Genomic DNA, 13,494 nt, shown 5'->3' with positions numbered 1-13,494 from the left:
TCAATTTTACCCTCCAGATATTCACTTTATCTTTGAAAAAGAACAATATCCAAAAAGAATAAGTTCCCATTATAGGTTGATAGTGCATATTGCATACAATATGCTTTATTTTCTGCGATTGCGAATATAACTCAAGGAATGGAGTGACATTCAAGGAGTTCGCGGCCATTTACGATATGGTTATCAACAGAAAGGATTGATTATAAATCAATGAAAAATATAAAATTAAATGGAATGTACAAGCTCTCTTTTGCGTCGATGTTGTGTTTGGCTTCAACCTGTAGTTATGCGGAAATGCACTGTATCCCGGGTAATGGTGGGGTCATTGGTGAACGTTGCACCTCAACACAGGATAAACCAGGGAAGGAGCCTACGGGCCCGATCATTGGCGGCGGCGGAGGTGGCGGTGGAAACAACTCAGGTGGTGACGGTGGTGGAGGCGGAGAAGATGCCCCTCACAATAATCGAAATGAGCCTAAGCCAGAGCAAGAGAAAGAGGATAAAGAGACGTGTATCCAGAAATCTAAAATTTCTTTTTTTTCATGTAGAGGTAGAGCTTATGATAGAGAAGATGAATCTATTAGGAATAACTGTGGGTTAATGCCAAGCTCAGTTACAATTGGTGCACAAATAGGTCCTGGTAATGGAAGTATTACAATGGAGGCTTGGTCTATGTGTGCTAAACCAATATACCGAAATACTACGATGGACATAAATGATTGTGAGCATAAACAGGCTATTGACGATCTAATGTGTATGCAATAGGAAAGATGGACTCACGGGGTAGCTATGTTTTCTGCCCCTTTACTAATTTAATATAGAGCTTAAATATGAAACGAAGCATGTTGCTAGTCTGTTTTGGCTTGTTGTCTTTTGTGTATTTCAGCCAAGACTTCGACTCGAATAAGGTTTATAGAAGCCAAATCAAAGAACATCCAGCTCAAGTTGATAAAAGCTTGAGTAAAGAGAACAACAGTGAGAGCGCTATAAAATCGCGTCTTGAACGATTAAAGCAGCAAGAACAAACTGTGATCATTTCGGCTTTAAAAGAGGGTGGCCTGAGTGAGCCTAAGTTGTTTGACTATGAAGGCGATTGGTGCATTGCTAGCCAAGACCTTTCAGTCGAAGATCAACACTATGCACATAGTCAGAAAAAAGATTGGGCAAAAAAAGACTTTGTGAGCCCAAGGGTGCTTGAAAGTAACAAGGTAATTGATGCTGAAATGGTGAATTATCTTGGTATGGATGTAAAGACTTTAAAAGATTACGCTGCTCAGGATGACCTAACCGCACTTAAAATGCTGGCTGAAAGGAGCAATCGAAATATCAGCCGAGAGGAAGCTGTTAAAGCAGCCAACCGTTTATTGGTGCTTGGTGAGAGAGATTCAGGTCTTCGTATGATGGTAACTCGTACCCTCTTTGAAGCAAGCCTTGCTTTGGAGTCAGACCAAGAGTTAGCGAAAGAAAAAGTAATTTCAGCATTGGGTTATACTGAGTTTGGCTTACAGCAAGCCAATATAGTCGGGTTGACTTCTACGCTATTGTTACTTGAGGAAGATGACAAATTGCAGGCGCTAGTAAGCTCCCTTGATGAACAGTTAATTTCTAAATATGCTCAGAAATTGACAGAAAGCTTCAATCAAGCGCGCTTATCTGAAAACTTGCCACCTCTAGATGAAATAAAAACCCCAAGAATTGCTCAGAGTGCTTTTCAAGAGCAGGTTGTATTAATGCGCGATAGATACGAGCATAAATTAGCACTGTTCCAAATAGATGGTTTACTACCAAATCATTGGAAAACTCAATATTTAAATACACCATGCATTAAACGCCATATTGCAACCCGTGAAGCCGAGTTTCATCAACTCCCAGCGATCAGAGCTGAAATTGCACAGTTACAAAGCCAGCTTGACACGCAAAACAATAGCCAATAACGCTTTGGTGTTAATGCATAAAGACATGTTGTTGGGAAGCCAAAAAAACGATGGGTAAGAAGAAATTCTTTGCCGCGATTGCGCTGATGGGAAGTGGGGCGGTGTATCTAAACTATTTATTATCAGGCACAGCTACTACCGTGATTGAAGCACGAAGTATTGTAACGAATGATAAATTAGTTGAAGTGCAAAGCGGTGACTCAGAACAAAGCGAAAATCAGGCTATTCAAACTCAGGTAGCACAGTTATATAAACAGATCGAGGAGATAAACCGTCAGGTTCTACTCAAAGGTGGCTTATCTAAGCCAAAAACCTATGGTTATGATGATGATTGGTGTATCGCTCATTTGGATCTGTCTATAGAAGATCAACACTATGAGTACAGTCAACGTCAAAGTTGGTTAAAAGGGCAAAGTGGAGCTCAAATAGTTATAGAAAATGGCGAGGTGGTGCGTGAAGATACGTTCAGTTACCTATCCCTGAGTGTTGAAACGTTAAAACAATATGCACAGAACGATGACGAAGTTGCATTACGAGTTTTAAGCCGAAAAAAGGTCAGTGGCGTAGATGGTGAAACAGCTCGCCAAGCAGCTAACAGGTTGTTGGTTCTAGGCAATTGGCTTGAGGGGTTAACCCCACAAATAATTTCAGAGTTTGTTCATGCAAACGCGGTTGTAGATTCAGAGCCAGATGTGGCTTTACAACACGTTATCCGAGCAATGAGTTATGTTGAATTGGGTTTTCGTTATAGAAGCGTATACGGCCTAGACGCTCTTTTGGAAATGTTAAAAGGTAATCCAAAATTGCAAGCTGTTGTTAGTAAAGCGAATGATGTATCTATCGCAAATTATGCAGGCAAATTGGCAGATGGGATTAATCAAGAGCGATTGTCAGACGGATTGGCTCCATTCGATGATATAGCTCAACAGCGAGCAGCACTTAGTTTCTTCCAAACGAGAATTGTACAACTACATGAAAGTGATAAGGAGGGGTACGCATTGTTGCAAGATAAAACCCTACTGCCAACTCACTGGAACGATGTTTATTTAAACACACCATGCATTAAACGCCATATTGCAACCCGTGAAGCCGAGTTTCATCAACTCCCAGCGATCAGAGCTGAAATTGCACAGTTACAAAGCCAGCTAGAGGAGCAAAACAATAGCCAATAATGCATTATTGTTAATGCATAGAGACGTAGTGTCGGGAAGTTAAAAAACAGATGGATAAGAAGAAATTCTTTGCCGCGATAGCGCTTATGGGAAGTGGGGCGGTGTATCTAAACTATTTATTATCAGGCACTGCTACTACCGTAATTGAAGCACGAAGTATTGTAACGAATGATAAATTAGTTGAAGCGCAAAGCGACGATTCAGAACGAGTGGATACTCAGGCTATTCAAACTCAGATAACACAACTACAGCAGCAAATAGAGGAGATAAACAGGCAGGTTTTGCTGCAAGGAGGTTTATCTGAGCCTACTATTTTTGATTATGAAGGTGATTGGTGTGTTGCAGGTGAAGACCTCTCAAAGGAAGATCAAACATATGCAAATAGTCAGAAGCAGGAGTGGATTAATAGTCAAAGCCTTGGCGAGATCTATGTTGAAGGTAATCAAGCTGTGCATGATGATATGGTTCAGTACCTTGCTATGGACTTAGAGGTTTTAAAACAGTTTGCACAGAACGATGATAGGGCGGCGTTAAGAGTTTTAAGTGGAGAAAGAGTTGCAGGAGTGGATTCTAAAACGGCATATCACGCAGCTAAAAGGTTACTTGTCTTAGGGGAGTGGCAATCGGGAATTGATACCTTGATATTTAAAGAATTGCTGGATGCCGAGTTTTTAGCTGAAACCCCTGAACAGGCTCAGCATGGGGTTATACGTGCTTTAGGTTATGCAGAATTAGGGTTTCAGCATAACTATGTATACGGGTTGCAAGCAATACTAAACGTGATAAAAAATAAACCTAAGTTAAGGGAAGTCATTAGAAACACGGATGCCAATTTAGTTTCTCATTTTACAAAGAAAGTAAGGAATGAAATCAATACAATGCGAATAGCCGAAGGCATAGTACCCCTAGGACAAGAAAAAATACCAAGAATTGCGTTATATGAATTTCAAACTTCCATAGCGATGATGTATGACAGAGACGAAGATAAACAAGCGCTAAATTTGCTACAAGATGAAACTCTTCTTCCCCATCATTGGAAAACCCAATATTTAAATACACCATGCATTAAACGTCAGATAGCAACTCGTGAGGCGAAGTTTCATCAACTCCCAGCGATCAGGGCTGAAATTGCACAGTTGCAAAGCCAGCTTGATGCACTGAATAACAGTCAGTAATGCTTTATTGTTAATTCTTCGAGGCATGATGTCGGGAAGCCAAAAAAAGATGGATAAGGGAAACTACTTGCCGTGGTGGCAGCAACCATGATCAAGATGACGGTGGGGGCGGAGAAGATGCCCCTCACAATAATAGAAATGAGCCTAAGCCAGCTGAAACTAAAGAGGAGAAAGAGCGTAAGTGCTTTAAAGACGCTGAGATAACTTATGGGTTATGTATCGATGATGTAATGGAAGAGGTTGATCAGTCAATGATTAACAATTGTGGTTCAGCGCCAAATTCTTCGACAGTGGGTGGTCAAATAGGAATAGGCAACAATAATGTAAATGGTAGTGTGACCTGGAACAACTATGAAAGATGCACGCAACCCATATTACGTCAAGAAATAAAGCTAAAAAACCTTTGCTCGACTACGCGGGCTATAAATGAGCGAGTTTGCATGGGCTAAGTGATTCTTTAATAATGTAACTAATAAAGCAGCCCATTAGGAGCAACATTTCTTATGGGCTTGTTCTTGAGCGAATAAAATGAATAAAAAAGTACAGTTAGGTGTAATCGGGGTATCTATCTTCGGGGTTGTTCTCTACCTTAATGGCTTTATACCACATATGAGTACGAATGTTGACGTACAAAAGAAACTTCCAAGTGAAGAAGCGATTTCAAAAAGTGTGAATAGGAGGATTGAGAGCGATAATCACGCTATAGCAATCCGTATTAAAACACTACAGCAACAAATCGAAGATATTAGTAATAAAGCTTTAAACGTTGGTGGGCTATCAGAACCCAGAATATTCAATTATGAGGGGGAGTGGTGTATTGCGAGTCAAGACCTATCCGAGAAAGACCAGATATATTTACAAAGTCAACGTAAAGAGTGGCTAGACAAAAATACGGCGAATGAGTTAGTAGTTGAAAACAACAAGCTCTTGAAAGCTGACATGTTGAATTATCTTGATATGGATGCAGATACTTTAAAGAGTTATGCCCAAAGAGACGATGTCACAGCATTGCGCATGCTAGCAAAACAGATTAACGTAAAAACGGATGAAGAAACTATTTATCAAGCATCCAGGCGATTACTGGTACTTGGTGAATGGAAAGATAGTATTCAAGTACTTGTTGGAAGGCATCTTTTTGAGGCTAAGTTAGAAATTGAAGCAAATTCAAATGAAGCTCGAACTCAAGCCCTGCTTGCATTAAGTTATGTCGAATTGGGTTTCCAACACGCAAGTTTATCAGCACTTTATACTCTGCAAAGAATGCTGGATAGTAACCTTAAGCTCAAAGCATTGATTGCCAATATCGAAGAGGAAGCGGTATTAGAAAAAGTACAGCAGCTGAAGAGTAATATTGATGAAAAACGTCTAACCATTGGACTTGAACGACTGAATGAAATTGAAATTCCAAGAATTGCTTTTAGTCAATTTCAAGATACTCTGATCTTGATGCGACAGAGGCATGAAGGGATAAGAATTTTGTTTGATGATGCTGAATTACTTCCAAAATATTGGAAAACACAATATTTAGATACCCCCTGCATTAAACGTCAGATAGCAACTCGTGAGGCGAAGTTTCATCAACTCCCAGCGATCAGGGCTGAAATTGCACAGTTGCAAAGCCAGCTAGAGGAGCTAAACAATAGCCAATAATGCTTTATTGTTAATGCATAGAGCATGGTGTCGGGAAGTTAAAAACTGATGGGTAAGAAGAAATTCTTTGCCGCGATTGCGCTTATGGGAAGTGGGGCGGTGTATCTAAACTATTTATTATCAGGCACTGCTACTACCGTAATTGAAGCACGAAGTATTGTAACGAATGATAAATTAGTTGAAGCGCAAAGCGACGATTCAGAACTAGTGGATACTCAGGCTATTCAAACTCAGATAACACAACTACAGCAGAAAATAGAGGAGATAAACCGTCAGGTTCTACTGAAAGGGGGCTTATCGGCCCCTAAAATTTTTGGCTATGATGATGACTGGTGCATTGCTAGCCAAGATTTATCTAAAGAAGATCAAATCATTGAGTACAATCAACGACAGGCGTTTTATAAAGAGCATGCCAGAGGTGAGCGCGTTATTGTTGGACATCGGGTAGTTGATGAAAATATGGTTAACTATTTAAACATGGATAGTGACACACTAATAAGCTTAGCGCAGAGTGATGACCTTATTGCGTTGCGCGTTATTGCTGAGGAAAGCCATGATGCAGTAACCACCGAGATGGCATATCAAGCGGCTGAACGCCTTTTAATATTAGGGGATTGGAAAAGGGGCATTAGCACATTAGTGATACGAGGCTTGTTCGATGCTAAATATATCGCGAAGAAGAAACCAGACCAAGCCAAAGCGTTAGTTGCCAAAGCACTAGCCTATGCTGAGTTGGGTTTACAGCGAGGGACGGGTATAATGGCTGTTTTTGTAGTGCTCAGTGACAACCAAGAGATTAAACAGCTGGTGTACAGTGCCGATGAGCATGAGGTTTTAGGGCAAGTCGAAAAATTATCGGCGTCAATAAACCACAAAAGGTTGGCAGAAAGTTTAGCGCCTTTAGATAAAGAAGAGGTGCCAAAAGAAGCGTTATCGGGTTTGCGTTCAACGATTGCTCGGTTATATGACCGACGCGCCAGAGAGCAGTTTTTAGCATTACTCAAAGATAAAGCGTTGTTACCAAGTCATTGGTACACTCAATATCTAGATACGCCTTGTATTCAGCGTATTATTGCTCATCGCAAAGCGCATTTTCACCAAATTCCTGCCATTCAACAAAAAATTGCCCAATTACAAAAGCAGCTTCACTGATTGTTTTTAAGCCTCAAAAATAGTGGTGTAAGTTTTTTTTGTTAGTGTCGTACAAACAAAAAAACGCCCAACGAGGGGCGCTTTTGATAAAGGAATCTTTATATTAGCCGCGAGGACCCGCTTGCTTAATTGCGTCTGAGACGTCGTACTTCGCAAAGTTCTCTTGGAAGTCTGCCGCTAGCTTCGCTGCGTATTCTGCATATTTACCTTTGTCTTCCCAAGTGTTGATTGGGTTCAATAATGCACTGTCAACGCCTGGTACCGCTACTGGTACATTTAGGTTAAGTGATTCAATGTGCGTCGTTTCAACATCCGCCAATTTGCCTGAAACAATCGCGTCAACGACTGCACGAGTTGTTGGAATGTCAAAACGCTTACCGATACCGTAAGGGCCGCCAGTCCAACCTGTGTTTACTAGGAATACTTTTGCACCGAACTCACGTACGCGCTTCATTAGAAGCTCTGCGTAAACGCCTGCAGGACGTGGGAAGAAAGGCGCACCGAAACAGGTTGAGAACGTTGACTCGATATCAGCAGTAGAGCCAATCTCTGTTGAACCTACTTTTGCAGTGTAACCACTTAGGAAGTGATAAGCCGCTGCTTCTTCTGACAAGATAGAAACCGGTGGTAATACACCGCTTACGTCACACGTTAAGAATACTACCGCTTTTGGCTCACCAGCACGGTTTTCAACTTTACGCTTTTCAACGTGCTCTAATGGGTAAGCTGCACGGGTGTTCTGCGTTAAGCTCGTATCTTTGAAATCAGGGATGCGATTTTCATCAAGTACTACGTTCTCTAAGATGGTACCGAACTTAATTGCGTTCCAGATCACTGGCTCGTTCTTTTGTGATAGGTCGATACATTTTGCGTAACAACCGCCTTCGATATTAAATACGCTACCCGGTGCCCAACCATGCTCGTCATCACCAATAAGGAAACGAGTCGGATCAGCTGACAGGGTTGTTTTACCTGTGCCAGATAGACCGAAGAATAGTGCGGTATCCCCGGCTTCACCCACGTTGGCACTACAGTGCATTGGTAATACACCTTTGGCTGGCAACAAGAAGTTCTGTACAGAGAACATTGATTTTTTCATCTCACCAGCGTAGTGCATGCCAGCAAGGAGTACTTTGCGCTCTGCAAAGTTAATGATCACTGTACCGTCGCTGTTTGTGCCGTCGCGCTCTGGGTCACAAACAAATGAAGGCACGTTTAAGATTTTCCATTGAGGTAGGTCTGACGCATTGTAGCGTGCAGGCTCGATAAACATGTTCTTAGCGAAGATATGGTGCCACGCAGTTTCAGTAGTCACCACTACCGGTAGGTAGTGCTCTGGATCTGCACCCACTTCAAGGTGAGAGACGAAGTGGTCTTTGGCTTGCACGTGTGCTTCAACACGTTCCCATAAAGAAGCAAATTTTTCAGCATTGAATGGGCGGTTAACATTGCCCCATTGAATGTCGCTTTCAGTGCTTGGCTCTTTTACGATGAAACGATCACTTGGTGAACGACCAGTACGACGGCCTGTTTTAGCAACGAAGGCTCCGTTTGCGGCTAAAGTGCCTTCGCCACGTGCAATGGCGTGTTCGACAAGTTCGGCTGCAGTTAAATCGACAAAACGAGTAGCGCTTGAAGTCATGTTTTTACCTAAATGTGAGAATTGAACGGGATAGCTCTAGAGTTCTTACTAACCTTAAGCTGAATTTATAGTACCAGATGGTTTTGAGATATTCGAGCTTTTGGAACCGTTAAAAAGGCATAAAAACGTCAAAAAACTTAAATATTTTCAATGATACCGGTGTCATGAAAATCTCTAATTTTGTGATACCGGTGTCATTTTTTACGCACAAAAAAGCCGTCCTTTTGACGGCTTGATATTCATTTTATCTGCAAAGACGAGTTTAGTTAAAAATGGCCTTAATATCGGCTTCGTTAAACACGTAGTTTTTTAGACAATAATGACAACTGATGTTGATCTCACCTTGCTTTTCTAAATCTGCAAGCAACGCTTCTTCGCCAACATTGACTAATGCATTAATAGTTTTTTCGCGGCTACAACCACACACAAAGTTGATCGCTTGTGGTTCAAACAGCTGAGGGTTATCTTCATGATATAAACGTGTCAGCACGGTTTGCGCATCTAAATCCAGCAACTCTTCATCTTTAATGGTATTACTTAATGCTTCTAAATGAACAAAGTCTTCTTCTGACTTTTCTTTATTTACCGGTAATACCTGCAAAAATAAGCCTGCTGCTTTTACACGCTCGCCGCCAGTGCTAGTTGCAAACCAAAGACGGGTTTTTAACTGTTCAGACTGAGTAAAGTAATCTTCTAAGCAAGCCGCTAATGACTCAGATGTTAACGGTACAATCCCTTGGTAGCGCTCGCCCTTAATTGGCGTGATGGTGATCACCATATAACCTTTACCCATCAACTCAGGTACGGTTGTGCCTGTTACTTCGCCTTGCAATCTGGCAACACCACGCATGTTTTGTTGGTGGTCTCCATTGATAACGGCGTATTTCACTGGACCGTCGCCTTGCAGTTGAACGGCAATGTCGCCTTCAAACTTTAATGTTGCAGTGAGTAGACTGGTTGCGACAAGTAATTCACCCAACAGGGTTTGAACGGCTTGTGGGTAGTTGTGACCAGCAATGATGTCATTGAAGGTTTGGTCTATTTGCACTAATTCGCCGCGTACATCCAGTTTTTCAAAAATATAGCGGTGTAGTAAATCAGATTGCATTTATATAAATCCTAGCTTGATTTCAATTTCAGTAATTCGCGCCTTTGCTTCTTATCCGGTTTGTTAACAGGATGTGGTGCAAAAAAGCTATTGTTTTTTCGCGCTATTGCGTTTTGTTCACGTTTTTCCAGACTCTGTTCGGATTCTTGGTACGCTTGCTGTGCAATAGGGGCTGCTTGACGCTTATCTAGCAGCGTCAAAACGGTCACCTCTTTTTCGTCAAACCCTTGTGCAAGCTTAACCTTTGCACCTAATTCAACTAACTTACTGGGTTTACAGCGTTGACCGTTATAGTGTACTTTACCCCCTTGAATCATTTCTCGAGCTATCGCTCGGGTCTTGTAAAATCGGACCGCCCATAGCCATTTATCTAGCCTTACAGCGTCGTTTTGGTTAGGTTGTTCGAGGGATTTTTTAGTCACAATTTATTAACCATGCAGAACGTGGGTATAATGCAGAGAATTTAGCATATTTCAACGTTCAAAAAAAGTACGCGGAACTCTCGTACTATGTAGTGTTCAAAGGGATACCAGCTGTTAACATAGTGAAGACAAACTGTCATATTTGTGCGCTTGTTGAAATTACACTGAAAAGGTACACTGGATCGCTCAACAGATAAGAAAAGACGGATATGGAATTACAAATACAACAGTTACAAAAAGCATTGCTTGGCTTGCCCCATGCAAAATTAAGTCGCTTAGTAGTTTATTTGGCTGTTGTTTACATCGCTTACTTAATGTCTCAGTTGTTTTGGTTATTGTGGCCGCAGCCGGTTACACAACCACTTCCTTCAATGTCTTCGGTGTATGCATCAACCAGCGCAAAGGTCAGCAGTCAGGCCATTATAAAACAGAACTTATTTGGTGATGCGGGTTCTAAACCGATTGAACAGCCCAAGACGATTGTTTCTGACGCACCGCAAACAACCTTAAATGTGCGTTTAACGGGGATCATAGCGGTGAGCTTAGATGATAAAGCTGGGCTTGCAATTATTGAGTCACAAGGACGCCAAACAACTTATGAAGTGGCAGAAGCCATTCAAGGTACTCGCGCAAAATTAGCACAAGTGTTACCGGATCGCGTTATTTTAGATGTCAGTGGTCGTTTTGAAACCCTCATGCTAGATGGCTTGGAATACTCTAAAAATGTAGCTATGCCTATCGCCCCAAAGGGCTTAATTGCAAGCCCAGAGAACAGCGCGGGTTTAGTCAGAGCGGATGTGCCCGATGAGCTTGCTGAGAAAAAAGAAGAATTGTTACAAGACCCAGGCAAGTTACTCGATTACATTCGCATTACCCCATACAGAAGCTCAGGGCAGCTTTTGGGTTATCGTTTAAGTCCAGGTAAAGATCCCGCCTTGTTCGACAAAATGGGACTGAAAAATAATGATTTAGCTGTTGCGATTAACGGCTATCAACTCACGGATATGAAACAGGCTATGTCCGCCATGAATGAGCTAAGAAACAGCACTGATGCCACCATCACGCTTGAAAGAGATGGTGAGCTCATGAGCGTTCAATTTAGCCTGTAAGTCACTAGATTTGGAGTTTAAGAATAATGGGTAGACAGCTACACCTCACAAAAATCAGAAAAGGGTTAGCTAAATATGCGACTGTGTTGTTAGCAGCCGGATTATCGCTTTCAGTATCTGCAGCAGAGTATGCTGCCAACTTTAAAGGTACCGACATCAATGAGTTTATCGCTGCGGTTGGGAAAAATTTAGAGAGAACCATCATTATCGATCCAAATGTACGTGGCAATATCAATGTGCGTAGCTATGAGTTGATGGACGAAAAACTGTACTATCAGTTCTTTTTAAATGTGCTAGAAGTGTACGGGTATGCGGTAACTGAGATGGAAACTGGCGTACTTAAAGTGGTGCGCAGCTCTGATGCGAAAAAGGGCAATGTCCCATTAATTGAACGCGACAATGAAATGTCTGGTGATGTGATGATCACCCGTGTTGTCCGAGTGAAAAACGTGAGCGTGCAAGAGTTAGGCCCGTTAATTCGTCAGTTTAGTGACCAAAAAGATGGTGGTCACGTTACTAACTTAAACTCAGCAAACGTGATGATGCTGACAGGTCAAGCTGCATCGGTGAATCGACTGGTTGATATTATTCGGTCTGTAGACCAAGCGGGTGATAAACGTGTTGATATCGTAAAGCTAAACTACGCCACGGCAGATGATGTGGTATCGGTAGTAGAAAGTATTTATAAAGACTCGGGCAAAGGCGCCATCCCTGATTTTCTTATCCCGAAAGTGGTCGCCGATAGCCGAACGAACAGTGTGATTGTCAGTGGTGAATCACAAGCACGTACCCGTGCTACCGATTTGATTAAGCGTCTAGATAACGAGTTAGAAAATCAAGGTAATACTCAGGTTTTCTATCTCAACTATGCCAAAGCAGAAGACTTAGTCAAAGTACTACAAGGGGTGAGCAAAACCTTACAAGAAGAAGCACAGGGTGGAACAACCAAAACTCGAACCCGTAGCAACAATAATGAAACCAGCATTGAAGCACACCCAGACTCAAACTCGTTGGTGATCACCGCGCAGCCGGATACCATGCGCTCGCTTGCTAAAGTAATTGAAAAGCTAGATATTCGTCGTGCGCAAGTATTGGTTGAAGCGATAGTTGTGGAAGTACTAGAAGGTGACGGCATTAACTTTGGCTTGCAGTGGATCTCTGAAAAAGGCGGTATGCTGCAATTTAATAACGGCAGTACGGTTCCTGTTGGTTCGTTGGCGGTCGCTGCTGAACAAGCACGTGATAAAACAGTTACCAAAACTATCACGGGTGATAATACGGAGTTAAAGGAATATGACGAAACTCAGCGAGGTGATTTAGGCCCACTTGGTAAATTATTAGGTGGCGTAAATGGCTTGGCGATGGGTATCGTTAAAAATGACTGGGGTGCAATCATACAAGCGATTTCAACCGATACTAAGTCAAACATTCTTGCAACGCCATCGGTGACCACCATGGACAATGAAGAAGCGTCGATGATTGTGGGTCAAGAAGTACCGATTATTACAGGGTCAACGGCCAGCGAGAACAACTCAAATCCATTCCAGACGGTTGATCGCCAGGAAGTGGGTATCAAGTTAAAAGTTACACCACAGATCAATGATGGTAGCGCAGTGCAATTAACCATTGAGCAAGAAGTATCAAGCGTCAGTGGTGCAACTGCGGTCGATATCTCGGTAAACAAGCGTGCCATTAATACCACGGTGATTGCCGACGATGGTGGCATGGTTATCCTTGGTGGCTTGATTGATGAAGACGTGCAAGAAAGCGTTTCTAAAGTGCCACTCTTAGGTGATATTCCGGTGTTAGGTCATTTATTTAAGTCCACCTCAACCACCAAGCGTAAACGTAACTTATTGGTATTTATTCGCCCGACGATTATTCGCGACAGCCGCAGCATGAATAAGTTAAGTCACTCGAAGTATAATTTTATTCGTGGCGAGCAAAAACTACAGCGCGATGACGGCATTGAGCTGATGCCGTTTGAGGATTCGCCAATCTTACCTGAATGGAACGATGCACTGGTATTGCCACCCACGTATGAAGAGTTTTTGAAAGAACAAAATACGAAAGAGCAGAGCAATGATGACTGAGAGTAAGGTAGACGTGGTAGCCGAATTGCCAGTCAGT

The 13,494-nt window shown here is 42.2% G+C and carries 11 protein-coding genes; 8 read left to right on the top strand and 3 right to left on the bottom strand.

What is annotated here, in order from left to right; all coding sequences use genetic code 11:
• Positions 1-234: 234 nt before the first annotated feature.
• The 6 genes from AC5FX4_RS00725 (at position 235) to AC5FX4_RS00700 (ending at position 7,083) form a co-directional block, all read left to right on the top strand.
• A complete protein-coding gene (locus AC5FX4_RS00725) occupies positions 235-765 on the top strand; it encodes a hypothetical protein (protein WP_493604650.1) in 531 nt (176 codons plus the stop codon).
• A 65-nt stretch (positions 766-830) separates the two neighbouring features.
• Positions 831-1,934 carry a hypothetical protein gene (locus AC5FX4_RS00720; RefSeq protein ID WP_493604649.1) on the top strand — a complete coding sequence of 368 codons (1,104 nt, stop codon included), beginning with the start codon at positions 831-833 and terminating at the stop codon, positions 1,932-1,934.
• A 50-nt stretch (positions 1,935-1,984) separates the two neighbouring features.
• A complete protein-coding gene (locus AC5FX4_RS00715) occupies positions 1,985-3,106 on the top strand; it encodes a hypothetical protein (protein WP_493604648.1) in 1,122 nt (373 codons plus the stop codon).
• A 50-nt stretch (positions 3,107-3,156) separates the two neighbouring features.
• Entirely contained in the window at positions 3,157-4,281 is a 1,125-nt protein-coding gene (locus AC5FX4_RS00710) for a hypothetical protein (protein WP_493604647.1), read from the top strand.
• Between the two features lie 528 nt (positions 4,282-4,809).
• Entirely contained in the window at positions 4,810-5,931 is a 1,122-nt protein-coding gene (locus tag AC5FX4_RS00705; protein ID WP_493604646.1) for a hypothetical protein, read from the top strand.
• A gap of 48 nt (positions 5,932-5,979) precedes the next feature.
• Positions 5,980-7,083, top strand: coding sequence for a hypothetical protein (locus AC5FX4_RS00700; RefSeq protein ID WP_493604645.1), 1,104 nt, complete (start codon positions 5,980-5,982; stop codon positions 7,081-7,083).
• A gap of 103 nt (positions 7,084-7,186) precedes the next feature.
• On the opposite strand, the gene AC5FX4_RS00695 is transcribed toward AC5FX4_RS00700, so the two are convergent.
• The 3 genes from AC5FX4_RS00695 to hslR form a co-directional block, all read right to left on the bottom strand.
• Complete coding sequence (locus AC5FX4_RS00695) at positions 7,187-8,725, bottom strand: phosphoenolpyruvate carboxykinase (RefSeq protein ID WP_493604644.1); 1,539 nt, start codon at positions 8,723-8,725, stop codon at positions 7,187-7,189.
• A 262-nt stretch (positions 8,726-8,987) separates the two neighbouring features.
• On the bottom strand, positions 8,988-9,833 hold the full coding sequence (hslO, locus tag AC5FX4_RS00690) for an Hsp33 family molecular chaperone HslO (RefSeq protein ID WP_493604643.1): 846 nt from the start codon (positions 9,831-9,833) through the stop codon (positions 8,988-8,990).
• Positions 9,834-9,844: 11 nt separating this feature from the next.
• Positions 9,845-10,255: a ribosome-associated heat shock protein Hsp15 gene (gene hslR / locus AC5FX4_RS00685; protein ID WP_493604642.1), complete on the bottom strand. Its 411-nt coding sequence runs from the start codon at positions 10,253-10,255 to the stop codon at positions 9,845-9,847.
• A gap of 209 nt (positions 10,256-10,464) precedes the next feature.
• Here hslR and gspC point away from each other — a divergent pair, with 209 nt between their 5' ends.
• The gene (gspC, locus tag AC5FX4_RS00680; protein ID WP_493604641.1) at positions 10,465-11,364 is read left to right on the top strand and encodes a type II secretion system protein GspC; all 900 of its coding nucleotides are present in this window, start codon (positions 10,465-10,467) and stop codon (positions 11,362-11,364) included.
• A 26-nt stretch (positions 11,365-11,390) separates the two neighbouring features.
• Positions 11,391-13,457, top strand: a complete 2,067-nt coding sequence (gene gspD, locus AC5FX4_RS00675; RefSeq protein WP_493604640.1) for a type II secretion system secretin GspD — start codon at positions 11,391-11,393, stop codon at positions 13,455-13,457.
• The last annotated feature ends 37 nt before the right edge of the window (positions 13,458-13,494 follow it).

It is taken from the genome of Pseudoalteromonas sp. ATL1 (assembly GCF_058933015.1).
This window is presented reverse-complemented; position numbering and strand designations above follow the sequence as displayed.